General features: G+C 71.1%; 20 protein-coding genes and 1 pseudogene. 11 read left to right on the top strand and 10 right to left on the bottom strand.

Annotated elements, in window-relative coordinates; genetic code table 11:
* Window positions 1–4 precede the first annotated feature (4 nt).
* The 3 genes and pseudogenes from AQJ27_RS25700 to AQJ27_RS60845 all read left to right on the top strand — a co-directional run.
* Complete coding sequence (locus tag AQJ27_RS25700; RefSeq protein ID WP_067373336.1) at window positions 5–1,600, top strand: alpha-amylase family glycosyl hydrolase; 1,596 nt, start codon at window positions 5–7, stop codon at window positions 1,598–1,600.
* Between the two features lie 249 nt (window positions 1,601–1,849).
* Window positions 1,850–2,701, top strand: a complete 852-nt coding sequence (locus AQJ27_RS25695) for an alpha/beta hydrolase (RefSeq protein ID WP_067373333.1) — start codon at window positions 1,850–1,852, stop codon at window positions 2,699–2,701.
* A 143-nt stretch (window positions 2,702–2,844) separates the two neighbouring features.
* A pseudogene (locus tag AQJ27_RS60845) lies at window positions 2,845–2,931 on the top strand (IS6 family transposase); the annotation flags it as partial.
* Between the two features lie 464 nt (window positions 2,932–3,395).
* Here AQJ27_RS60845 and AQJ27_RS25685 read toward each other — a convergent pair.
* The 6 genes from AQJ27_RS25685 to AQJ27_RS25660 form a co-directional block, all read right to left on the bottom strand.
* Window positions 3,396–4,094: an alpha/beta fold hydrolase gene (locus tag AQJ27_RS25685; RefSeq protein WP_067373327.1), complete on the bottom strand. Its 699-nt coding sequence runs from the start codon at window positions 4,092–4,094 to the stop codon at window positions 3,396–3,398.
* A gap of 62 nt (window positions 4,095–4,156) precedes the next feature.
* On the bottom strand, window positions 4,157–6,070 hold the full coding sequence (locus AQJ27_RS25680) for a hypothetical protein (protein WP_067373324.1): 1,914 nt from the start codon (window positions 6,068–6,070) through the stop codon (window positions 4,157–4,159).
* A gap of 306 nt (window positions 6,071–6,376) precedes the next feature.
* On the bottom strand, window positions 6,377–7,147 hold the full coding sequence (locus tag AQJ27_RS25675) for an SDR family NAD(P)-dependent oxidoreductase (RefSeq protein WP_067373321.1): 771 nt from the start codon (window positions 7,145–7,147) through the stop codon (window positions 6,377–6,379).
* Window positions 7,144–8,445, bottom strand: a complete 1,302-nt coding sequence (gene hisD / locus AQJ27_RS25670; protein WP_067373318.1) for a histidinol dehydrogenase — start codon at window positions 8,443–8,445, stop codon at window positions 7,144–7,146. Before hisD ends, AQJ27_RS25675 begins: the two co-directional genes overlap by 4 nt.
* Before the next feature lie 41 nt (window positions 8,446–8,486).
* Window positions 8,487–9,428, bottom strand: a complete 942-nt coding sequence (locus AQJ27_RS25665; RefSeq protein WP_067373315.1) for a VOC family protein — start codon at window positions 9,426–9,428, stop codon at window positions 8,487–8,489.
* Window positions 9,425–10,399 (bottom strand): fumarylacetoacetate hydrolase family protein, encoded by a 975-nt coding sequence (locus AQJ27_RS25660; protein WP_067373312.1) that lies wholly within the window; start codon window positions 10,397–10,399, stop codon window positions 9,425–9,427. The genes AQJ27_RS25665 and AQJ27_RS25660 overlap by 4 nt, the downstream gene beginning before the upstream one ends.
* A 228-nt stretch (window positions 10,400–10,627) precedes the next feature.
* Here AQJ27_RS25660 and AQJ27_RS25655 point away from each other — a divergent pair, with 228 nt between their 5' ends.
* From AQJ27_RS25655 to AQJ27_RS25620, 8 genes are all read left to right on the top strand, one after another.
* The gene (locus AQJ27_RS25655; protein WP_067373309.1) at window positions 10,628–10,933 is read left to right on the top strand and encodes an antibiotic biosynthesis monooxygenase family protein; all 306 of its coding nucleotides are present in this window, start codon (window positions 10,628–10,630) and stop codon (window positions 10,931–10,933) included.
* Between the two features lie 50 nt (window positions 10,934–10,983).
* The gene (locus AQJ27_RS25650; RefSeq protein WP_067373306.1) at window positions 10,984–12,108 is read left to right on the top strand and encodes an FAD-dependent monooxygenase; all 1,125 of its coding nucleotides are present in this window, start codon (window positions 10,984–10,986) and stop codon (window positions 12,106–12,108) included.
* A complete protein-coding gene (locus tag AQJ27_RS25645) occupies window positions 12,105–13,109 on the top strand; it encodes an amidohydrolase family protein (protein WP_067373303.1) in 1,005 nt (334 codons plus the stop codon). Before AQJ27_RS25650 ends, AQJ27_RS25645 begins: the two co-directional genes overlap by 4 nt.
* Entirely contained in the window at window positions 13,106–14,074 is a 969-nt protein-coding gene (locus tag AQJ27_RS25640) for a cyclase family protein (protein ID WP_067373300.1), read from the top strand. The genes AQJ27_RS25645 and AQJ27_RS25640 overlap by 4 nt, the downstream gene beginning before the upstream one ends.
* A gap of 8 nt (window positions 14,075–14,082) precedes the next feature.
* Window positions 14,083–15,453, top strand: a complete 1,371-nt coding sequence (locus tag AQJ27_RS25635) for an FAD-binding oxidoreductase (protein ID WP_067373297.1) — start codon at window positions 14,083–14,085, stop codon at window positions 15,451–15,453.
* Window positions 15,454–15,456: 3 nt separating this feature from the next.
* Window positions 15,457–16,413 carry a fumarylacetoacetate hydrolase family protein gene (locus AQJ27_RS25630; protein ID WP_067373294.1) on the top strand — a complete coding sequence of 319 codons (957 nt, stop codon included), beginning with the start codon at window positions 15,457–15,459 and terminating at the stop codon, window positions 16,411–16,413.
* A gap of 153 nt (window positions 16,414–16,566) precedes the next feature.
* Window positions 16,567–17,547 (top strand): LysR family transcriptional regulator, encoded by a 981-nt coding sequence (locus AQJ27_RS25625; protein ID WP_067373291.1) that lies wholly within the window; start codon window positions 16,567–16,569, stop codon window positions 17,545–17,547.
* 36 nt (window positions 17,548–17,583) lie between these two features.
* The gene (locus tag AQJ27_RS25620; RefSeq protein WP_067373287.1) at window positions 17,584–18,354 is read left to right on the top strand and encodes an SDR family NAD(P)-dependent oxidoreductase; all 771 of its coding nucleotides are present in this window, start codon (window positions 17,584–17,586) and stop codon (window positions 18,352–18,354) included.
* 36 nt (window positions 18,355–18,390) lie between these two features.
* On the opposite strand, the gene AQJ27_RS25615 is transcribed toward AQJ27_RS25620, so the two are convergent.
* The 4 genes from AQJ27_RS25615 to AQJ27_RS25600 all read right to left on the bottom strand — a co-directional run bounded on the left by AQJ27_RS25615 (window position 18,391) and on the right by AQJ27_RS25600 (window position 22,391).
* Window positions 18,391–19,650 carry an RNA polymerase sigma factor gene (locus AQJ27_RS25615; RefSeq protein ID WP_201264322.1) on the bottom strand — a complete coding sequence of 420 codons (1,260 nt, stop codon included), beginning with the start codon at window positions 19,648–19,650 and terminating at the stop codon, window positions 18,391–18,393.
* Window positions 19,647–19,988 (bottom strand): YciI family protein, encoded by a 342-nt coding sequence (locus AQJ27_RS25610; RefSeq protein ID WP_067373284.1) that lies wholly within the window; start codon window positions 19,986–19,988, stop codon window positions 19,647–19,649. The genes AQJ27_RS25615 and AQJ27_RS25610 overlap by 4 nt, the downstream gene beginning before the upstream one ends.
* The gene (locus AQJ27_RS25605) at window positions 19,985–20,722 is read right to left on the bottom strand and encodes a nuclear transport factor 2 family protein (protein ID WP_067373281.1); all 738 of its coding nucleotides are present in this window, start codon (window positions 20,720–20,722) and stop codon (window positions 19,985–19,987) included. The genes AQJ27_RS25610 and AQJ27_RS25605 overlap by 4 nt, the downstream gene beginning before the upstream one ends.
* A 124-nt stretch (window positions 20,723–20,846) precedes the next feature.
* Window positions 20,847–22,391: an MFS transporter gene (locus tag AQJ27_RS25600; protein WP_067373278.1), complete on the bottom strand. Its 1,545-nt coding sequence runs from the start codon at window positions 22,389–22,391 to the stop codon at window positions 20,847–20,849.
* Between the last annotated feature and the right edge of the window lie 11 nt (window positions 22,392–22,402).

Below are 22,402 nucleotides of genomic sequence, written 5' to 3'. Positions count from 1 at the left end.
GTTCATGACTTCGTTCCGTCCCGCCCCCGCCTGGCTGGCCGACGCCGTCTTCTACCAGATCTATCCGCAGTCCTTCGCCGACTCGAACGGCGACGGCATCGGCGACTTCGACGGGATCGCCGAGCGCCTCGACCACCTCGCGTGGCTGGGCGTGAACACCGTGTGGCTGAACCCGTGCTTCGTCTCACCGTTCCGCGACGCCGGGTACGACGTCAGCGACTACCTGGCCGTCGCGCCGCGGTACGGCTCCCTCGACGACCTGGCCAAGCTGGTCGACGAGGCCGGCCGGCGCGGCATCCGGGTCCTGCTGGATCTCGTGGCAGGGCACACCTCCGACGAGCACCCGTGGTTCAAGGCCGCCGCGCACGATCCGACCGACGACCGGTACATCTGGGCGGCCGAGGGCCGTCCCGACGGCTTCGTCCCCTCCCCCGGCACCCGCCCGGGCGCGTACCTGCCGAACTTCTTCGCCTTCCAGCCCGCCCTCAACTTCGGCTACGCGCGGGCGAATCCGGCCGAGCCCTGGCGCCTGCCGGTCGACGCCGAGGGGCCGCGCGCCAATCGGGCGGCGCTGCGCACGATCATGGACCACTGGCTGGGTCTCGGCCTGTCCGGCTTCCGCGTCGACATGGCCGCCTCGCTCGTCAAGGACGATCCGGACAAGACGGAAACCGCCAAGGTCTGGGCCGAGTTGCGCCACTGGCTGGACGGCGCGCATCCCGACGCGGTGCTGCTCTCGGAGTGGGGCGAGCCGGAGGTGTCCGTCCCGGCGGGCTTCCACGGGGACTTCTTCCTCCAGTTCGGCGGCCCCACCGACGGCCTCGCCCTGCGCTCGCTGTGGAGCAACGGCGAGGGGACGGTCAACGAGAGCTGGGACCCGCTCGACTGCTTCTTCGACCGGAGCGGCCGGGGTTCGCCGCGCCCCTTCCTCGAAGCGTGGGAGAAGGCGTCCACCGCGCTCGGCGCGAGCGGTTTCATCTCCCTGCCCACCGCCAACCACGACTTCTCCCGCCTCAACTGCGGCCCGCGCACACCCGAGCAACTGCCCGCCGCCTTCGCGTTCCAGCTCACCTGGCCGACGCTCCCGGCGATCTACTACGGCGACGAGATCGGCATGCGCTACCTTCCCGGCCTGCCCGACCAGGAGGGCAGCGTCCTCGGCCCCCGCTACAACCGTGCGGGCTCCCGCACACCGATGCAGTGGGACGAGGGCCCGAACGCCGGTTTCTCCACCGCCGCGCCGGACCGCCTCTACCTCCCCGTCGACCCGTCGCCCACCCGCCCGACCGTCGCCGCCCAGCGCGCCGACGAGACCTCGCTCCTCCACCTCGTACGCCGCCTCGTCTCCCTGCGCACCCACACCCCGCAGCTCGGCTCCCGGGGCTCGGTGGAGGTGCTGCACGCCGGCCATCCGTTCGTGTACCTGCGCGGCGGACGGTACCTCGTGGTCGTCAACCCACAGGAGCGGGAGGCGAGTTGCACCCACGACGGTGCCCGCTCCGGGGTGCCCCTTGAGGCCGACGGGGTCGCGGTGAACGGCTCCACGATCGCCGCCGAGGGTTTCGCGTACGGGGTCTTCGACCTGGGCCCCGACCGCTAGTTCCGTACTTCGCGGGTGACCTCGCACTCCGTCGTGATGAGCCACCCGGACGCGGTGGTCAGGCTCGTCGAGCGGACCGGCCCGTGAGGCCCGGCCCCGGAATCTAGGTCATATGACGGATGCCACCGCAAAAGCGCTCTTCATAGGGTCCATGGCATGCCACACCGATCAAAGTCGGCCGTGCGCAGCAGCTCAGCGGCGAGCTCTCCGTCAGACCCATTCCCCCGATCCCCATGCATGAGGAGTCCCATGAGTACCGAAGTTTCCCGCCGTCACGTACTGGCCGCCGGAGCGGCGCTGGCCGGGTCGGCGGCGCTGATAGCCGGCTCAGAAGGAACGGCCGGCGCGGCGACGGCCCCCATCGGTACCGGTGAGGAGAAGTCGAAGGTGAAGCCCACCATCGTGTTGGTACACGGCGGCTACGCCGATTCGTCCTGTTGGAACGCCACCATCCAGGAGTTGCAGCACAAGGGCTACGCCACGGTCTGCGGGTCGAATCCGCTGCGGGGTATTCCGACCGACGCCCCGTACATCGGGAGTCTGCTGGACTCCATCAGCGGACCGGTCGTACTGGTCGCGCACTCCATGGGTGGCACGGTCATCACGAACGCCGCTGCCGGGAAGAGCAACGTCAAGGCCTTGGTCTACATCGCGGCGTTCGTGCCCGACGTGGGCGAGACGCAGGGGGAGCTCATCACCAAGTTCCCCGGCAGCGAGGTCGAGCCGGTGAGCGTGCCGGTCCCGTACACGAAGGCCGACGGCACGACCGGAATCGATCTGTACCTGAGCAAGGACGGCCAGGCGGCGTTCGCCGCCGACATCTCCCCCGCCGACTTCCGGGTCCTGCAGGCCACGCAGCGGCCGTTCGACGCAGATTCCTTCACCTTCCCGACCACGGCCGCGGCCTGGAAGACGATCCCGTCGTGGGGGCTGGTCGCCGGCCGGGACAAGGCGATCCCGCCGGCCTGCGAGCGCTGGATGTACAGCCGCGCGAACGCGCGCAAGGTCGTCGAAGTGCCGCGCTCGTCGCACGTCGTGATGATCAGTCACCCCAAGATCGTCACCGATCTCATCGTGGACGCCGCCAAGGCGACCAGCTGACGCTCGCGACAAGTGCCCCGGTCCACCACCACGGACCGGGGCACGTCTGCCCGTCTACTGTCACGTTGCCCGGCGGGTGAGATGATTTCAGGTCGGTCGTGGCTGGGAGGGGGCCTGTCGCGGAGAGCACGTCGCCGTCGTACATGAGCCACCGCTACCCGGCAGACGTCATCGCGCACTGCGTATGGCTCTCCTTCCGATTCCCGCTCGGCTACCGCGAGGTCGAGGAGCGCAACGGCGGTGTCATCCCCGCGCGCTCACCCCGGCCGAGGAGACCAGGGTCCTCGAGGTGCTCCGCTCGCAAGAGTTCGTGGACATGGCCCCCCGCCGAGATCTACGCGGTCCTGCTGGACCGGGGCGTCTGCCTGTGCTCGGAGTCCACGATGTACCGGATCCCGCGCCGGCACGGCGAGGTCCGCGAGCGACGCCGACAGGCCGCCCGCCCGCCACGCAAGAAGCCCGCACTCGTCGCCCGATACGGGCAGTTGACGATCCACTCCGGGATGGCGATGCACACACCTTTCCGTGGTCCGCGCCGCATGGCGTCACGGCTCCGGGGGCGTGGTGAGGAGATCGCCTCGCTCCAGTTCCTCGACCGCTACGATCACGCGCAACTACTGCTGGACGAGGTGAGATCGGACTGCGGCGACATCTCCCGGTCGATCCCTCCGGCGCTTCACCGCGCCCAACGGAGCTAGTCGCCGTCCCTGTCCTTGTCCAGGAACGCGCACACCGCCTCCGTGAACGCCTGAGGCGCCGCGCTGTGGATGAGGTGTCCGACGGGGATCGTGACGACTCGCCCGCCGGGGACGCGGTGGGCGAGTTCGGCGATGCCGTCCTGGGGGACATGGCTGGCGGGGCCGCCGGCCAGCACCAGCGTGTCGGCGGTGATCCGGCTCAGCCCCTCGAGCCACGCCGGGTCGGGCGTGTCGATCTGCCTTCTGACGGCCACCACCATGTCCCAGTCGAAGGTGAGCTCGCCGTCCGGCCTGGTCGGGGTGGTCTTCTCGCGGGGCCGTGGAACCGGCACGTCCTCCAGGACGAGCCGGCTCACCCGCTCCGGTCGCTCCTGCGCGAGCAGGTAGGCCACGACCCCGCCCATGGAGTGTCCGATCAGATCCACCGTGCCGAGTCCCAGGACGTCGAGGAACCGGAGCACGTCGGCACGCATGAGTTCGAGCGAGTACTCCCCCGGCCAGTCGCTCCGCCCGTGGCCGCGCAGATCGAGGGCGTACACCCGTCGTCCGCGGGCGAGGGCGGGCATGACCTCGGCCCAGTCGGTGCTGTTCTCGCCGAGCGCGTGCAACAGGACGAGCGGCGGAGCGGACTCCTGCCCCCACACCTGGCAGACGAGCCGGACCCCTCCCACGTCGACCGTACGCTGATCAACCATGCGGGAGAGGATACGCGTCGGTCATCGCCCGCCGGGCCCCGGCGCCGGACGCCTCCGGCGGCTCAGCCGACCGTGAGGACGATCGCGCCGGAGTAGGCGCCTCCTGCCTCGATGGCCGTCTGCGTGCCGTCGACCGTCATGGTCACGGACTTGCCGCTCGCCGCCCCCACCGCCGCGTCGGCGGCGAGCGTCAGCCGGGTCAGGTACGAGGTGCCGGTCACGGTCCAGGTCGAGCCGCTGTTCAGCTGGACGATCACGCCGTTGTTGACGGCGGCCTTGACGGTGTTGGTGACCTGGCCCAGCTCGTAGAAGTTCGAGGAGTCGATCGTGTCGACGCGGTGCTTGGCCTCCGTGGCCGAGATGACGCCCTGCACGGTCGAGTCCTCGAAGGTGAGGACCATGTTCTTGCCCGCGCGCATGCCGTTGTAGAAGTCGCCCGCCAGCGCGATGGAGGTGAAGGTGGCGGCGCCGTCGGCCGTGTGGACCGAGGTCGGGTCGAAGGAGGTGTCCTTGGCGGGGTCGCCCGTGGGTTCGGTGTAGACGCCGACGTTCATCATCTTGCCGTCGACGTTCACCGGGCCCGGGTCGTCGCTCTCGATCATCTGCAGGATGATCCCGTTGCCGGGGTTGAGCTGCGCGCCGTCCGAGCCGTCCACCGTGATCGAGGTCTGCTGGCCCTTGTTGAGGAAGGTGGTCTGCGCGGAGGTGATGACCGTGCCGCCGTCCAGCCTCAGCGTGCCGGTACCGAAGAACATGAAGCCGAAATGGCCCGAGTTGACGACCGTGATCCGGGCCGGGATGTCCGCCAGTTCGGCCTTGGTCAGGCCGAGGCCGAGCGAGGAGTTGAGCTCCGCGACGGCTTCGCGGGTGCTGTCGCCGTAGTGGATCGAGGCGGCCGGGCCCGCGCAGATGGTGGCGTAGCTGCCGACGTCGAACTGCGAGCCGAGCACGCGGACAGTGGCGTCCCCGATGGCGTAGGTGCCGTAGCCGTACGTTCCCGTGTTGCCGACGCTGCTGTTGATCGCCGTCAGCTGGAGCCCGCTGCCGCCCTCCACCGACAGGGCACCCCAGGTCTCCGACTGCACGGTCGAGTTGATGTACGTCGCCTTGGTGCCGGCGCCGATGAGGTTGGTGGCGCGGACATTGCCGTCGAGGCCCAGCATCCACGGCACGGACTCCATGTACGGGGTCTCCACGGTCGCCCGGTAGTCGGCGGGGAGCGTGCCGTTGCGGGCCCGCAGGCGGGAGTTCTTCACGATGACGTTGGCGCCGTCGTCCGCGACGACCGTCGTGCGCACCACGCCCTTGTTGGTGATCCTGGCGCCGTCCACGACGAGTGTCGTGGCCGAACCGGTGCCGACGACCGCGGCGCCGTATCCCGCGAAGTCGCAACGCCCGTTGCCCGTGAGGGAGATGGCGGGGCTCTTGAGCGTGTAGGTGCCGTTCTTCACATAGACACCGTCGAAGCACTCGCCGGTGGAGGTGATGGCGACGTTGCGGGCGAGGGTGTCGGTGAGCGTGCCGCCGACGACGCCGGACAGGACGGACTTGGCGCGGTCCACGCCGTCGGCGCCCACGTAAAGGGCCTGCCGGAAGGGGAAGGTGACGCTCTGATAGGTGACCGCGTTGGCCTCCGCCATCGTGAGCACGATGTCGCCCTGGTAGGTGCCGGCGGAGATCAGCGTCTCGGTTCCGCCCGTCTCGGTGAGGAGCTGCCCGGTCTCGACCCCGTCGACGGTGAGGGTGACGTTGTACCCGTCGGGCGCGGTGATCTTCCCGCCTTCGGCTATGGACAGCTCGCTCACGGCCGTGGTCGCGGAGAGCTGGTACGTCTCGTCGGCTCCCACGGAGATCTTGCCCGCCCTGGTCGCCTTCGGCGCGGGCCCCGCGGCCAGGGCGGGGGGCGCCGAAGCGAGCAGGGCTCCGGCCGTGGCCGTACCGGCGATCAGGAACGAACGTCGGGTGATCAGCGTCATTGCATGCCTTCCCAGAGATCGAGTGCGCCGTCGCGCAGCGTGACCGGCCGGCCGTCGGATTCATGGGGGCGACGGCTCGGGCGGAGGCACCAAAGGTGCGCGTGGGAAAGTCAATCAGCCCTGCGCACAAGGGAGTAGCCACCTTGTGGACACATACCGGAGGGCGATGTCTCGGATCATTCGGCCCGCTTCATGGCCGTCACACAGCGTGTTCACAGACGGGTCGGCGGGGAACTCACGCCGGTGCGGCGGACGACCTGGAGCCGTCCGCCGCACCGTGCTCACCGTGCCCACCCGCGCCCGGGACTACGCCGGTGCGACCATCCCCGCCGACAGATCGATGTCCGCCCCGCACAGCCCCGGCATCGCGAGCATCGCCACCAGCGCCCGGGCGACCTCGTCCTCCTCCACGAGCCGGCCCAGCGCGGCGCGCGCGGCGAAGTCCCGCTCGGCGGCCTCCACGCTCGTCCCGGTCAGCTCGGCCGTCAACCGGAAGTTGCGGTCCATGCGCGGGCCCCGAACCGGCCCGGGAGAAAGGGAGTTGACCGCGACACCGTGCGGCCCGACCTCGCCCGCCAGCGTCCGGGTCAGACCGAGGAGCGCCATCTTGGAGGCGGTGTACGGGGTGCGGTTCAGCAGCGGCCGCTTCCCGCTCACGGAGGCGATGTTGACGATGTCACCGCCTCCGGCCGCGATCATGGGCGGCAGGAAGGCCCGGCACATCAGGTACACCCCGCGGACGTTCGCGGCGAACACCTCGTCCCACTCCTCGGGCTCGATGTCGGTGAGCGGGCGTACCGGTCCCGCGACTCCGGCGTTGTTGACGAGCAACGACACCTCCTCGTCCGCGAGTTCGAGGGCCAGGGCACGCACCGACTCAGGGTCGGAGACGTCACACACCGCCGTACGGACCCCTCCGCCCTCCTTGGCCACCCGCGCCGCGGCGTCGGCGAGGGCCCGCTCGCCGCGGCCGACGAGGATCACCCGGGCCCCGGCTCCCGCCAGGGCGAGCGCGAAGGCCCGCCCCAGCGGTCCGCCGCCGCCCGTGATCAGCGCCGTACGCCCGTGCAGGGTCATGCCTTGTTCCACGGCAGTTCGTCGCCCGCGGCCTTCGCCGCCCGTACGTCACCGGACCGGGCGTGCCCCTCGAACAGCTCGACGCGGGAGGCGCGCCCGCACAGCCGGCCGAGCAGGGCACCCGAGCCGGTGTCCGTGACCTCCTGGTAGGTGACCGTCTTGAGGTACTTCCCCACCCACAGGCCGCCGGTGTAGCGGGCGGCGCCCCGGGTCGGCAGCACATGGTTCGTGCCGATGACCTTGTCACCGAACGACACACAGGTGCCCTCGCCCAGGAAGAGCGCGCCGTACTGCGTCATCCTGCGCAGGGCCTCACGCGGCTCGGCGGTCAGGACCTCGACGTGCTCGAAGGCGAACGCGTCGGCGAGCGCGTACAGCTCGTCGAGGGAGTCCACGACGTGCACCTGCCCGTGATCGCGCCAGGCGGGTCCGGCGAAGTCGCGCGTGGGCATGCCGGGGAGGAGTCGCTCGACCTCGGCAAGGGTCTTCTCGGCGATCTCGCGGGAGGTGGTGATCAGGACGGCCGGGGAGTCGGGGCCGTGCTCGGCCTGGGAGAGCAGGTCGACGGCGCACACGAAGGGGTCGGCGGCGCTGTCGGCGAGGACCAGGATCTCCGTCGGGCCCGCGAAGAGGTCGATGCCGATCTCGCCGAACAGCTGCCGCTTGGCCTCGGCGACATAGGCGTTGCCGGGCCCGGCGATCAGGTTCACCGGCTCCATCGTGTCCGTGCCGACGGCCATCGCGGCGACGGCCTGCACCCCGCCCAGCAGCCAGATCTCGTCCGCGCCCGCGAGATGCGCGGCGGCGACGGTGGCCGCGGGGATCTCGCCGTGGATCGGGGGCGTACAGGCGACGACCCGCGGCACGCCCGCGACCTTCGCCGTGACGATGGTCATGTGCGCGGACGCGGTGAGCGGGTAGCGGCCGCCGGGGATGTAGGCGCCCGCCGCCCGCACCGGGATGTGCTTCTGCCCGAGCCTGACGCCCGGCAGGGTCTCCACCTCGAACTCGCCCATCGAGTCGAGCTGGTGGCGGGCGAAGGAGCGCACCTGGTCCTGGACGAAGCGGATGTCGTCGATGACCTGCCGCGGGACCGAGGCGACGATCTTCTCGATCTCCCCGGCGGAGAGCCGGAAGGCCTCGGGGCTCCACCGGTCGAACTTCTCGGAGTACGCGCGCACGGCCGCGTCGCCGCGCTCGCGGACGTCCGCGATGACGCCCGCCACGGTCTCGCGCACCTGGTCGAGCGAGGCGGTGACCTCGGCCCCCGGTACGGCGTGCTTCAGGATCGTTGCCACAACTGCGGCCTCTCTGGGGGTGGTTGACGGTGGAACGGCGGCTACACCGGGGGTGCGACGAACAGCACGTCGGGATCGTTGAACTGCTCCTTGGCGACCGACTCGCTCATCGGGTCGGCGGTGCCCCACTGGTCCTGGGTGATCGGGTCGTCCACGTCATGGCGGCCCGGGTGCCACAGGTCCTCCTCCAGGACCGCGAGTTCGGTCGTGTACTCGACCGTGTTGCCGTGCGGGTCGTGGAAGTAGGAGAAGGTGTTGTCGCCCGCGAGATGGCGGCCCGGACCCCAGGTGAGCCGCGTCCCGGCCCGCAGTGCCCGCCCCGTACCGCGCATGTACTCCTCCACTCCGCGCATCTCGAACGAGGCGTGGTGCAGAGAGGCATGAGGTCCGCGCGCGATGGCGAAGGAGTGGTGGAGCGGGCTGCACCGCAGGAAGTACATGAGGTCGCCCATGTGCGCCGAGTACAGGGTGTCGGTGAGCCGGAAGCCGAGGTGCCGGACGTAGAAGTCCCGCAGCCCCCGCGGGTCCTGCGAGTTGACCACGCAGTGCGAGAGGCGCACCGGGATCGCCTCGCGCTCCTCGATCCTGCGGTGTGCGCGCGTCTCGACATCGGCCGACACCTCCACGACCCGGCCGTCCGGGTCGAAGAAGCGGAAGCCGTAGCCGCCGCCGGGAGTGTCCAAAGCCCCTGGCTCCCCGATGAGTCGGACCCCGGCCCGCCCGAGGCGCGGATGCAACTCGTCCACGGCGGCCGGCGAGACGGCGCCGAAGGCGACCAGGTCCATCCGTTTCCGGTCGTCCTCGCGGATGCGGACGATGTACTGCTCGGGGCTGCCCTCGGCGGCGAAGAAGGCGATCCCGCTGTCGTTCGCGACCTCGGTCAGGCCCCAGGTGGTGCCGTAGAAGGCGCGCTGCCGAGCGAAGTCCGGTACAGCCAGGTCGACATGGCGGAGATGGGTGATGGGCTGGAAGGTGCTGGTCACTGTCCGCTCCTGACGGTGTTGCGCTGGTGGCCCAGGCCCGTGATCTCCGCCTCCATGACGTCTCCGGGCTTGAGGAAGACACCCCAGTGGGCGCCGTTGCCCGCCGGTGAACCGGTGAGCAGCAGGTCGCCGGGGCGCAGGGTGGTGGTCGTGGAGACGTAGGCGATGAGCCGGGGAATGTCGAAGATCATGTCCTTGGTGGACTCGTCCTGGCGCACGACTCCGTTGTGGCGCAGGGTGATCCGGACGTCCGCGTCTTCGGTGGGGTTGCCGACGAAGGCGGCCGGTACGAGGAAGGGTCCGGTCGGCAGGAAGGTGTCGGCGTTCTTGGCGGTGAACCAGTCGGTGCCGATCGCCTTGAGGTCGGGCCGGTAGAGCTGGTCGCGGGTGGTGAGGTCGTTGCAGATGGTGTAGGCGGCGACGTACGACATCGCGTCCTCGGCGGGGATGTGCTTGCCCGTCCTGCCGATGACGAGGGCGAGTTCGAGTTCCCAGTCGTGCTGCTCACCGAGCGCGGGCAGCAGGACGTCGTCGTACGGGCCGCAGATCGCGCGGGGCGAGCCGAGGAAGACGTACGGGACGCCGCCGCGGATCCGCTCGTCCATCATCCGCTCGGCGTCCGCCCGGGCCTCCTCTGGCGTGGCGCCGTGCACGCTCTCCTTCTCGGCGGCGACCAGGTCCACCACGTGCTTGCGGTAGTTGGCGCCGCTCTGCAGGACCTGACCGGGCTCGATGGGCGCGAGGACGCGCAGGTCGGCGAGGGCGTGCCAGGCGTCGGCGGTCTCCTGGGCGAGGTCGGCCAGGCGCGGGAAGAGGGCCTCCCAGTCCTCGACGACCGCGCGCACGGACGGGGCCAGGTCCGACAGATCACGTACCCGGGGCCCGACGACCAGGCCCGGGAAGACCCGGGAGCCGTCCCCGAAGGTGCCGAGGGCGAAGGGTCCGATGTGGGTGGGGAGTCGGTCGGGCACGGGCGGTCTCCTCGTACGGCGGGTGGCTTGCCGTCGACGCTAGGCAGCGCGGGGGCGGGGCGGAAATGGCGATCCGCGATGCCTGCCATCAGGGGGCCGGGGGCCGTGTGATCAGCGGCCCATCGTCGTACGGGATGGATGACGTCCCCCTTGCCGATGCCTCGATCCGTTGACCCTGCAACGACCCTCCGAGCAGGCTCGGAGCACCATCGGACCTGAGGAGCGAGTGTGATCGTCGAGCATGCCGAACTGACCGTGGAAGCCGGTCGTGAGCGGGTTTTCGAGGCCGTCTTCGACAAGGCCCGCGAGGTGCTCGCCGAGGCGGACGGGTTCCGCTGGACCGAGCTGCTGCGCTGCGAGGAGCGCCCGGACCGCTATCTGCTGCTGGTCGGCTGGACGTCCGTGGAGGCGCACGCGGTCGGCTTCCGCAGCTCCGAGCGCTTCCAGCGGTGGCGCGCCCTGGTCGGCCCGTTCTTCGCCGCCCCGCCCGCCGTCGAGCACTACCGCACGCTCGGCGACCGCTTCACCGCCTGACCGCGCCCCACCGCACCCGTGTTCTTCTTCTACGTTCGCAAGGATCGCCCATGCCCGTACACAAGGTGCTCGTCGTCGGCGGCGGCATCACCGGTAGCGTGCTGTCGCTCGCGCTCGCCCAGCGGGGCGCCGAGGTCGAGCTCGCCGAGATCTCGCCCCAGTGGTTCGGTGTGGGCCACGGCATCACCGTCCAGGGCAACGCGCTCAAGGCGCTGCGCTCGGTGGGCGTACTCGACCGGGTGCTCGCCCGGGCCGTCCCGTTCGACGTGATGCGGCTGCGCCGGGCCGACGGCGGACTGCTCGCCGAGCTGCGCACCCCGCACACCGGCGGCGCCGAGCTGCCGTCAACGGCGGGCGCACTGCGCTCGGACCTTCAGGACGCGCTGTGCGACGCGGTCCACGCGCAGGGGGTGCGCGTCCGGCTCGCGCTGAGCGTGGCGAAGCTCGAACAGTCCCCGGACCATGTGGACGTCGCGTTCACCGACGGCACCAGCGGCCGCTACGACCTCGTGGTCGGCGCCGACGGCATCAACTCGCGGATGCGGCAGCTGATCGGCATCACCACCAGGCCCCGCCCGGTGGGTATGTCGATCTTCCGGGTGGTCGCGCGGCGGCCGCCCGAGATGGACTGCGCGGAGGTGTACTACGGCGGCCCGCGCTACAAGGCCGGCTACAGCCCGATCTCGCCCGACCAGTGCTACGCCTATCTGCTCGACGAGAACCTCGACGCCTCCCTGATCGGCCCGCGCGCCCCGCTGTCGCTGCTGCGCGAGCGCGGCGCCGGGTACGGCGGCACCTGGGGCAGGATTCTCGCCTCGCTGCCGCAGGACACCCCGGTCGACTACCGGTGGATCGAGGCGATCCTCGTCGACGAGCCCTGGCACCGGGGCCGTACGGTGATCATCGGGGACGCCGCGCACGCCTGCCCGCCGCTGATCGCGCAGGGCGCCGCGATGTGCGCCGAGGACGCGGTCGTGCTCGCGGAACTCGTCACCGGCGGGGCGCCGCTGGACAAGGCGCTCGACGCGTTCATGGCGCGCCGGCTGCCCCGGGTGCGGGTGGTGCTGGAGAACTCGCTGCGGCTCGCCGACTGGGAGATCCACCCGGAGACACCCGGCGCGGACCCCGGCCGGATCATGTCGGAGACCCTGGACTACCTGACGGCCGCCGCATGAACGTTCCCGTCGTGGACTTCCACGGTCACCTCGCCGTCCCCGCCGCCGACGCGCTGTGCGCGGGCACACCCGGCCTGGCCGCCGAGCTGGCCGCCGAACAGCGGGCGCACTCCCCCATGTCACTGGCGGTCAATCAGGCCCAACTTCAGCGTCTCGCACCGAAGTTGACGGACGTCACGTCCAGGATCGCCGACCTGGACACGATGGGTGTCGACCTCCAGGTGGTCGGCCCGATGCCGATGCACCACTACTGGGCGGACGCGGATCTCGCCGTACGCCTGGCGCGCACGGTCAACGAGGCCGTGGCCGCGCACTGCGCGGTGGCGCCGGAGCGCTTGTACGGCCTGGGTACGGTCCCGCTCCAGCATCCGGACCTCGCGGTCGCGCTCCTCGACAAGGCGGTCACGGAGTACGGCCTGTACGGGATCAGCGTGTCCACGACCGTGGACGGACGGGAGCTCGCGGACCCCGCGCACGACCCGGTGTGGCAGCGGGCCGAGGAGCTCGGCGCGGTCGTCTTCGTGCACCCCTGGGGCTGCTCGCTCGGCGAGCGGCTGGCCACGCACTATCTCGGCAACACGGTCGGGCAGCCCGTCGAGACGACGGTCGCGCTCTCGCACCTCATCTTCACGGGTGTCCTGGACCGCTTCCCGCGCCTCGAGCTCGTCGCCGCGCACGGCGGGGGCTATCTGCCGACGTACATCGGCCGTTCCGACCACGCCTGGCACCTGCGTGAGGACGCGCGCGGCTGTGCGCGGCCGCCGAGCGCGTATCTGCGGCGCATGTGGTTCGACGCGCTCGTCTACACCCCGGGCGGACTGCGCCATCTGGTCGAGGCGGTCGGCGCGGACCGGGTCGTCCTCGGCACCGATCACCCCTTCGACATGGGCGTCGAGGACCCGGTGGCCCGGCTGGACGCCGCAGGGCTGTCCCCGGCCGACCGTGTCGCCGTCGCCGGGGGCAACGCTCTCGACCTGCTGCAGAAAGGACGTACTCGATGAGCCTGGGTCCGATTGAGGAAGAGCTCGCCAAGGCCCGTTCCGCCTACCGGAACTGGGGCCGTTGGGGTGAGGACGATGTGCTGGGCACGCTCAATTTCATCGACGACGCGATACGGGCGCACGCGGCGGGCCTGGTCCGGCGGGGCCGGTCGTTCTCGCTCTCCCAGGAGTTCAACGAGAACGGTCCGCAGCGCGGATTCCGTGGCCGGATCAACCCCGTCCACTACATGAAGGACACGGGTTCGGACGCGGCCGCCGGGACCCAGGGCTTCCCGCACGGCTTCGGGGGCGCCGACGACCATGTCGTGATGCCGCTCCAGGCCTCCACCCAGTGGGACGGCCTCGGGCACATCTACGACAACAAGCAGGCCTGGAACGGCCGTCCGTGCACCATCGTCAACGGCGACGGGGACTCGGTCACCGGCATCGAGCACATGAGGGACGCCTTCACCGGGCGCGGGGTCCTGCTCGACGTGGGCCGCGCGGTCGGCGACGAACACGGCGAACTCCCGGACGGGTTCGCGATCCTGGAGGAGCATCTGCGCGCCACGATCGAGGCGCAGGGCGCCACCTCGTCGGTACGGCGCGGCGATCTGGTCCTCATCAGGACCGGGCAGTTGGGGCGGGTACGGCGACTCGGCGCGTGGGGCGGGTACGCCGCCGGTGACGCCCCGGGCCTCTCCTTCACCACGCTCGGCTGGCTGCACCGTACGGAGATCGCCGCGATCGCCTCCGACACCTGGGGGCTCGAAGTACGCCCCTACGAGTTCGCCCAGCCGGCGATGTCCCCGCTGCACCAGATCGCGATCCCCAACATGGGCCTCCCGCTGGGTGAGATGTGGGACCTGGAGGAGCTGGCCGAGGACTGCGCCGCCGACGGTGTCCACGAGTTCCTGCTGATCGCGGCGCCGCTGCCGGTCACCGGCGCGGTGGGCGCCCCTGTCAATCCGATCGCGATCAAGTGAGTACGCGCGTGCACATCGACCGTTTCTCAGGCACCCTCCACTTCCCCGGCGACGAGGACTTCGAGGAGGCGTGTTTCGGCCGGGTCTTCAACGCCCGCCGCCCGTCGGACCGTACCCCCGCCGCCGTGCTGATGGCCGAGTCCGAACAGGACGTCGTCGACGGCGTACGACTCGCCCTGGAGCGCGGCTGGCAGGTCGCCGTCCGCTCCGGCGGGCACAGCTGGGCCGCCTGGTCGGTGCGCGAGAACGCGCTGCTGATCGACCTCGGGGGCCTGCGCGAGATGGCGTACGACCCGCGGACCGGGATCGTGACGGCGGCCCCCGGCATCAAGGGCGGCGACGAACTCAACCCGTATCTCGGAGAGTTCGGGCGCTTCTTCAACGGCGGGCACTGTCCCTCCGTCGGCATCGGCGGATTTCTGCTCCAGGGCGGGCAGGGCTGGAACGCGCGCGGCTGGGGCTGGGCGGCCGAGAACGTCGTCGCGATCGACGTCGTCACCGCAGAGGGCGAGCTGGTGCGCGCGGACGCGACGCAACACAGCGACCTGTTCTGGGCGGCGCGCGGCGCGGGTCCGGGGTTCTTCGGGGTCGTCACCCGCTTCCATCTGCGTACCCGCCCGCTGCCGAAGCATCTGGCGCACACCGTGCACGCGTACCCGCTGACCCTCTTCGACGAGGTCATGACCTGGCTGCACGGCATGCACCACACCGTCTCCGACCTGGTCGAGATCGTCGCCCTGACACAGACCCCGCCCGCCGGGGACGGGCCGGTGCTGCTGGTCACGGGCGTGTCGATGACCGACACCGCCGAGCAGGCCGCCGAGGCGCTGGCCCCGCTGCACGCCAACCCGTACGCGGACCGGGCGCTGCTGCGGATCGAGGCGCGGCCGACCACCCTCGCCGAGCAGCTTCGGGGCCAGCGCCTCGCCAACCCCGAGGGGCACCGCTATCTCGTCGACAACGCCTGGCTGACCGGGTCCGCCGCCGAGGTCGTGCCGGCGATCCGGAAGGCGTTCACCGAGCAGCCGACCCGGCAGACCTTCACCATCTGGTTCTCGATGGCCCCGCTGCGTGAACTCCCGGACATGGCCTTCTCGTTGCAGTCCGAGATCTACTGCGCCACCTACGTAGTCCATGACGATCCCGGGCGCGACGCCGAGTTGCGCGGCTGGCTCGACGAGGCGATGGCGGCGATGCGGCCGGTGACCGCGGGCCAGTACCTCGGGGACTGCGACTTCACCGTGCGGCAGCTGAGGTTCATGGGTGACGCGCAGTGGGAGCGGCTTCGGGAGATCCGGGCGGCTCGCGATCCGAAGGGCCTGTTCGTGGGCCATCTGAGCGCCGGGACCGTCACCAACACCAACGACTGGGAGCGATAGGGCATGCGGTTCACGACATACGCGTACGAGGGCGTGGAGCGCGCCGGGGTCGTCCGGGACGGGGTCATCCATCCGCTGCCGCCCGGCACGACCGTCCTGTCGCTCGTCGAGCAGGAGGCCCTGCATGCCGCGGGCGGCGAAGCGCTTTCCGCCGAGAGTGACTTGACGGTGGATCAGGTGCGGCTGCTGCCTCCGCTGAAGCCGCCGTCCATCCGGGACTTCGTCGGTTTCGAGGCGCACATCGAGGGCGTCGCCAAGTCGCTGGACGGTCTGGAGCAGGTGCCCGAGGAGTGGTACCGGGCGCCGAACTTCTACTTCACCAACCCGCACGCGGCCTACGGCGCGCACGACGACGTTCCCGTCCCGGCGGGCTGCTCGGTGCTCGACTTCGAGCTGGAGGTGGGCGCGGTCGTCGGCCGTGCGGGCCGGGACCTCACGCCCGAACGGGCCCGCGAGCACATCGTCGGCTATCTCGTCTTCAACGACTGGTCGGCGCGCGATCTCCAGAAACCTGAGAAGAACCTCGGTCTCGGCTTCTCCAAGGGCAAGGACTTCGCGAACACCCTCGGCCCGTACCTGGTCACGGCCGACGAGGTGGCGGACCGGCGCGACCCGGACGGCTTCCTCGACCTGGAGATGACGGTCACCCTGAACGGCGAGCTGATCGGCCGCGACACCCTCGCCAACGTCTCCTGGACCTTCGAGGAGATGGTCGCCTACGCCGCCCGTGACGCCTGGGTGCGCCCCGGCGACATCCTCGGCTCGGGCACCTGCGGCTGGGGGGCGCTCGCGGAGTTCTGGGGACGCGTCGGGGAACGTACGCCGCCGCCCCTGAAGCCCGGCGACGAGGTGACGCTCACCGTGGAGCGCCTCGGCAGCGTCTCCAACCGGATCGTCCCCGGGCGCACGGACGTGTATCTGCCGCGGGCCCGCAAGCGCGGCCGCACGCCCCGGCCGTAACCCTCCGTACCCCTTTCGACCTGCACACATCCAGGGATCCGATGGTTGCCATCGGATCCCTGTGAGTTGTCTCCCGGCCCTTCCTCGGTGAGAACCCGGTCGTTACGCTCCCGTTTCACCGAGCTTCAACGACGCGGCCGGAAGGAGACACACATGGGTCTCGGAGCGATCGACCTGAATCTCCTGGTGGCGCTGGAAGCCCTCCTGGAGGAGAAGAACGTCACCCACGCGGGGGTGCGGCTGTCCACCAGCCAGTCCGCGATGAGCGGCTCGCTGGCCCGGCTGCGGCGGCACTTCAACGACGAGCTGCTGGTGCGGGTGGGGCGCGAGTACGAGCTGACGCCGCTCGCCGAGCGCCTGCTGCCGGTCGTCCAGGCCTCCCTGCACAAGGCCGAGGAGGCGCTGTCGCTGACCCGGCACTTCGAGCCCGCACGCAGCCGTCAGCGCTTCTCGGTGGTGATGTCGGACTATGTGATGACGGTGTTCGTGGAGCCGCTGCTGCGGGCCATCGCGCAGGAGGCGCCGGGCGTCCGCATCGACTTCCACCCCATCGTGGACGGGCAGTTGGAGACGGAGACCCATCTGCGCTGTCACGACCTGATGATCGTGCCACTCGGGTACCAGTTGCCGGGCGTCAGCGAGGCCGTGATGCACGACCGGTTCGTGTGTCTCGTCGACCCCGACAACCCGCGTCTGGTGGACGGGCGGCTGGCCCTGCGCGACCTGGCGGAGATGCCGCACGCGGCGTGCGGCATCGGCAAGCTCACACCGGCCGACCGCCAGCTGGAGACCCTCGGCATCACGCCCAGGGTGCAGGTCAGCACGCCCGGCTTCAACGTGCTGCCGTTCCTGGTGAGCGGCACCGACCTGGTCGCCCTGGTGCCCGAGCGGCTCGCCCGGCGCTACGAGGGCTTCGCCCGCTGCGCCGTCGTTCCGACGCCGTTCCCGGACGTGCCGCTCGTGGAGGCCATGTACTGGCACCACAACCGGCACGCGGATCCCGCGCACCGGTGGCTGCGGGAGACGGTCCGCACGGTGGGCGCGTCGCTGGACGATCCCGCGCCCGCGGAGATCGTCGACGTGGATGCCAGCCATGGCGAACGCGCGTTTCCGGAGCTGGCCCCCGCTTCCTAGCGTGGGAAGCGAACCCCCGCCCCCTTGGAGGAAGCCGTGAGCCGCACGCGCCTGGCCGGTCGTACCGTCGTCGTCACCGGAGCCGCACAGGGCCAGGGAGCCGTGGAGGTGGCCGCGGCGGCCCACGAGGGGGCTACGGTGGTCGCCACGGACGTCCTCGACGAGCCCGGCGAGAAGCTCGCCGCCGCCCTGCGTGCCGACGGCCTCGACGTGCGCTACCACCACCTGGACGTGTCGTCGCCGGCGGACTGGGCGGCCCTGGCGACCACCCTGGAGGCCGTGCACGGGCTCGTCAACAACGCCGGGATCCCCCTGCGGGCCCGGCTCGGTTCGGTCGAACTCGCCGACTGGAACCGGGCGTTCGCGGTGAACACCACCGGCCCGATGCTCGGCATCCAGGCCCTCGCCCCGCTGATGCCCCCCGGGTCCTCGATCGTGAACGTCGGCTCGGTGGCCGCTCTCACCGCCCATCACGCGGTCGCGTACACGGCGAGCAAGTGGGCGCTGCGGGGCCTGTCGAAGGTGGCCGCGCTGGAACTGGCGCCGCGCGGCATCCGTACGAACGTCATCCACCCCGGCTACATCGAGACGCCCCTGATGGCGACGGCCAACCCGGTCTTCACACGGGCGCACCTCTCGATGACTCCGCAGGGCCGCCCGGGCACCTGCGAGGAGGTCGCTCCGCTGGTCGTGTATCTGCTCTGCGACGAGTCGTCCTACGTGAACGGCGCCGAGATCACCGTGGACGGCGGCTACTCCGCGCACGGCGGGGTGAAGGCGATCACGAACGCGCTCGACTCGGTGTGACCCCCCGGGCCCGGGGACGGTCGCCGCGGACGGGTCCTACGCCGATCGGCACTGCGCGAGCCGCTTCTCCAGAAAGCGCCGCTCGGCGGCGTTCTCCACGAGCTCCAGTGCCCGCTCGTACGCCTCGGCCGCCTCGGCCGTGCGCCCCGAGCGGCGCAGCAGATCCGCGCGGGTCGCGGGCAGCAGGTGGTAGCCGTCCAGCTCGCCCTCCCGCTCCAGCTCCGCGACGAGCGCCAGCCCCGCTTCCGGGCCTTCGGACATGCCCACCGCCACGGCACGGTTGAGCCGCACCACGGCGGAGGGCACGAAGCGCGCCAGTTCCCCGTACAGCGCGGCGATGTCGGCCCAGTCCGTGTCCTTCGCCGTCGCGGCGGTGGTGTGGCAGGCGGCGATGGCGGCCTGGATCTGGTAGGGCCCCGGGCGTCCGCGGCGCAGGGTGCTCTCCAGGAGGGCGGCGCCCTCGTCGACGGCGGCCCTGTCCCAGGCCGTACGGTCCTGGTCCTCCAGCGTCACCAGCTCGCCCGCCGGGTCCACCCGGGTGGCGCGCCGGGCGTCGTGCAGCAGCAGGAGGGCGAGCAGACCGAGGACCTCGGGTTCGTCGGGCATCAGACGGGCCAGGACCCGGGCGAGCCGGATGGCCTCCGCGCAGAGGTTCATCCGCACCAGGTCGGCGCCGGACGTGGCGGCGTACCCCTCGTTGAAGAGCAGGTACACCACGCCGAGAACGCCGGTGGTGCGTTCGGGCAGCAGATGCGCGGGCGGTACGCGGTAGGGGATGCCCGCGTTACGGATCTTCCGTTTGGCGCGCACCAGGCGCTGCGCCATGGTCGCCTCGGGCACGAGGAAGGCGCGGGCGATCTCGGGGGTGGTGAGCCCGGCGAGGGTGCGCAGGGTCAGTGCCACCCGGGCCTCGATGGGGAGCGCCGGGTGGCAGCAGGTGAAGATGAGGCGCAGGCGGTCGTCCCGGACGCCGCTGTCGTCGCCGTCGTACTCCGGGTCGCTGGGCCCCTCGTCCCGTGCCAGCACCGCCGCCTCCCGCAGTTTCTGAGCCCCCACCGCCTCTCGGCGCAGCACGTCCAGGGCCCGGTGGCGTGCGGTCGTGGTCAGCCAGGCGCCGGGGCGGCGCGGCACTCCGTCGCGCCGCCATCGGTCCAGGGCCTGGGCGAAGGCGTCCTGCGCGCACTCCTCGGCGAGGTCCCAGTCACCGGTCACCCGGATCAGGGTGGCGACGACCTGGCCCCATTCCTCGCGGAAGGCGGCGGCGACCGCCGCCTCCACGCCTTCGATGTCGTTCACTCCCAGACCGGCCGCACCTCGACCGAGCCGCCGCCCAGCGCCGCCGGATGCCGGGACGCGAGCGCGATGGCCTCGTCGAGGTCGGCGACCTCGATGAGGTCGAAGCCGGCCACGTACTCCTTGGACTCCACGAACGGCCCGTCGCTGAGCAGGACTTCGTCGCCCTGGACTCGGACGGTGGTGGCGTCGGTGGACGGCCGCAGCCGTGCGCCGCCCCTGACGATGTCGCGGCTGCGGACCTCGTCGATGTACGAGGTGAAGCGGGGGTCGTCGGCGATCTGCGCAGGGCTCAGCTCCTCGCCGCCGACGGGGGTGCAGATGAACAGGACGTACTTCATGACAGGCCCTCCGTGACGCCGGTGTCGAACGGGATCGAGGTGTGCTGGTGGACGATCTGCCAGCGGTCGCCCGCGGCGCGGTAGCCGGTGGTCACCCGGGCGGTGGTGTCGAGCGGTTCACCGGTGGCGAGCGTGGCACGGATCCGTACGAGCGCGTGGCTGAAGGCGACGCTCTCGTCGACCCGTACGCGGAAGTCGGACACCTCGCGGTGCACGGGCCCGCTCAGGGTGGAGAACCACAGTTCCTCCGCCTTGCGCAGGGCCTCGACGCCGCTCTGCTCCAGACCGCTCACGGGGTGGAACACCTCGACGTCGGGGGCGTAGCAGGCCATCGCCCGGTCGAAGTCCCGTTCCCGGCCGGCGGCGGTGAGTTCCGCGTCGAGCCGGCGGATCTCGGTCTCGGCGTCCTCGTCGTCCCAGAAGGCGCGCACCTCCATGGCGCCGACGGTCGCCACGGGGTGCTGCGCGGCCACCTCGACGGCCTCCTCCAGGCTGTCGCAGTCGAGGATGTCGTACCCGGCGACGTACTCCTTCGTCTCGGCGAACGGCCCGTCGGTGCGCAGCACCTCGCCGTCGCGCACCCGCACGGTGACCGCCTCCGCGGGGAGCCGGAGCCGGTGGCCGTGCAGCCGGACGCCGCTGCGGGCGCCGTATTCCTCGACCCAGGGCTCGACGGGGGCCATGCCCGACGCGTCGGCGGTGTCGTCGCCGCAGACCAGCAGCATGTACTTCATGGTTCCTCCCGGTGCTCATGAACTTCTTACACCCCACCGACGAACGGGCCGGCGCCGAATCGACACCCTGGGCGCGCGAAGAGGCCGGGGCCCCGGGGCCCCGGCCTCTTCGCGACGAGCCGCGTTACGCGGTGGCCGTCCGCACCGACGGCTCACCGCCGGCGCCGACCGCCGCTCGGGCGGTGTTCTTGCGCACCAGCAGCAGGGTGACCAGCGCGCCGAGCAGGGAGGCGCAGCCGCAGATCACCACGCCGATGGCCATGCCGTGGCCGAGCGCGGTCTGCGCGGCGGCCCTGGCGCTGTCGCTGCCCGCGTTGACGACGGCGAGCGGGCCCGCGGCGGCCTCCATGCCGGCGTCCGCGCCGTTGAGCTTGCCCACCAGGGCGGAGGACGCGGCGCTCATCGCGATGGTGCTGATGACGGCAGGACCGAGGCCCTGGCCGAACTCGCGGACCAGGCTGGTGGCGCCGCTGGCCATGCCGGTCATGTGGATCGGTACGGCGTTCACGGCGGCCGAGGTCAGTGAGGAGACGACGCAGATGAAGCCGATGCCGAGCAGCAGCACCGGGCCGATGAAGGCGGCGAGGGAGGTCGTGGTGATGGGCAGCGCGGCGATCCAGAACTGTCCCGCGGCCATCGGCAGCAGTCCGCCCGTCAGGAGCCAGCGGGCGTCGACGCGGGTGAGCATCCTGCTGAGCACCGGTGCCAGGAGCAGCGGGATCAGCTGGAGGATCACGAACGGCATGCCGGCGCGCAGCGCGCTCAGATGCATCACGGCGCCGAGGCGGATGGAGACGCAGTACGCGGTGCCGATGAAGCCGAACATGCCGGCCAGGGCGACGACGGCCGCCGCGGCGAAGGACGGGATCCTCAGCAGGTCCAGGTTGAACATGGGCGAGGCGGCGCGGGTCTCGGCGACGACGAAGCCGACGAGGGCCACCGCCGCGAGGGCCAGCGAGCCGACGATCGCCGCGCTGCCCCAGCCGCGGTCGCCGCCCTCGATGATGCCCCAGAGCAGGGCGGTGAGGCCGACGGCGATGGTGATCTGGCCCGGCCAGTCCAGGGCGCGGCCCTCGGGGGCCTTGGAGTCGGTGACCAGTCTCCAGCAGGCGATCGCGACCGCCAGGCCGAGGACCACGGGCGGCACGAAGGCCCAGCGGAAGTCGGCGACCGTGGCGAGCACCCCGGAGGACAGCGGTCCCATCGCGGAGGCGAGGGAGATGCTGAGCGCCCAGGTGGAGACCGCCTTGGCACGGTCCTTGCCGTCCGGGGTGGCGGCCGCGATGACCGCGAGGGAACTGGGGAAGAGCGCCGCGGCGCCGATACCGGCCAGCGCCTGTCCGGTCCACATCATGGTGATGTTCTGGGAGGTGGCGTTGAGGAGTTCACCGAGCGCCAGGACGAGGCCGCCGAGCACCAGCAGGCGCTTGCGGCCGAAGAGGTCTCCGACCACACCGAAATTCAGTTCAAGAATGGCGGTGGGGAGAATGAAGGCGGACGTGACCCAGGCGACCTGGGAACCGGACGCCCCGAAGGCGGCCTGGATTTCACCATTGATCGGGGACGGAACGGTAATGCACAGTTGCGCGGCGGCGACTGCGAGACAGCAGGCTATGAGTGTTCCGAGGTCCAGTTTCTTCAAAGAGCTCGTGGAGGTCGAATCCGTCATCGTGCGTGCCC

Origin of the sequence: Streptomyces olivochromogenes, assembly GCF_001514115.1 — a bacterium.
GTDB classification, from domain to species: Bacteria; Actinomycetota; Actinomycetes; order Streptomycetales; family Streptomycetaceae; genus Streptomyces; species Streptomyces olivochromogenes.
This window is presented reverse-complemented; position numbering and strand designations above follow the sequence as displayed.

Bases quoted from the DNA above. Each gene is read 5' to 3' on its own strand.
- AQJ27_RS25675 (WP_067373321.1), bottom strand. From the start codon at position 7,147: ATGACCCTGCACGGGCGTACGGCGCTGATCACGGGCGGCGGCGGACCG.
- AQJ27_RS25700 (WP_067373336.1), top strand. From the start codon at position 5: ATGACTTCGTTCCGTCCCGCCCCCGCCTGGCTGGCCGACGCCGTCTTC.
- AQJ27_RS25605 (WP_067373281.1), bottom strand. From the start codon at position 20,722: ATGAAGTACATGCTGCTGGTCTGCGGCGACGACACCGCCGACGCGTCG.
- AQJ27_RS25630 (WP_067373294.1), top strand. From the start codon at position 15,457: ATGCGGTTCACGACATACGCGTACGAGGGCGTGGAGCGCGCCGGGGTC.
- AQJ27_RS25640 (WP_067373300.1), top strand. From the start codon at position 13,106: ATGAGCCTGGGTCCGATTGAGGAAGAGCTCGCCAAGGCCCGTTCCGCC.
- AQJ27_RS25650 (WP_067373306.1), top strand. From the start codon at position 10,984: ATGCCCGTACACAAGGTGCTCGTCGTCGGCGGCGGCATCACCGGTAGC.
- AQJ27_RS25685 (WP_067373327.1), bottom strand. From the start codon at position 4,094: ATGGTTGATCAGCGTACGGTCGACGTGGGAGGGGTCCGGCTCGTCTGC.
- AQJ27_RS25625 (WP_067373291.1), top strand. From the start codon at position 16,567: ATGGGTCTCGGAGCGATCGACCTGAATCTCCTGGTGGCGCTGGAAGCC.
- AQJ27_RS25610 (WP_067373284.1), bottom strand. From the start codon at position 19,988: ATGAAGTACGTCCTGTTCATCTGCACCCCCGTCGGCGGCGAGGAGCTG.
- AQJ27_RS25695 (WP_067373333.1), top strand. From the start codon at position 1,850: ATGAGTACCGAAGTTTCCCGCCGTCACGTACTGGCCGCCGGAGCGGCG.
- AQJ27_RS25645 (WP_067373303.1), top strand. From the start codon at position 12,105: ATGAACGTTCCCGTCGTGGACTTCCACGGTCACCTCGCCGTCCCCGCC.
- AQJ27_RS25680 (WP_067373324.1), bottom strand. From the start codon at position 6,070: ATGACGCTGATCACCCGACGTTCGTTCCTGATCGCCGGTACGGCCACG.
- AQJ27_RS25600 (WP_067373278.1), bottom strand. From the start codon at position 22,391: ATGACGGATTCGACCTCCACGAGCTCTTTGAAGAAACTGGACCTCGGA.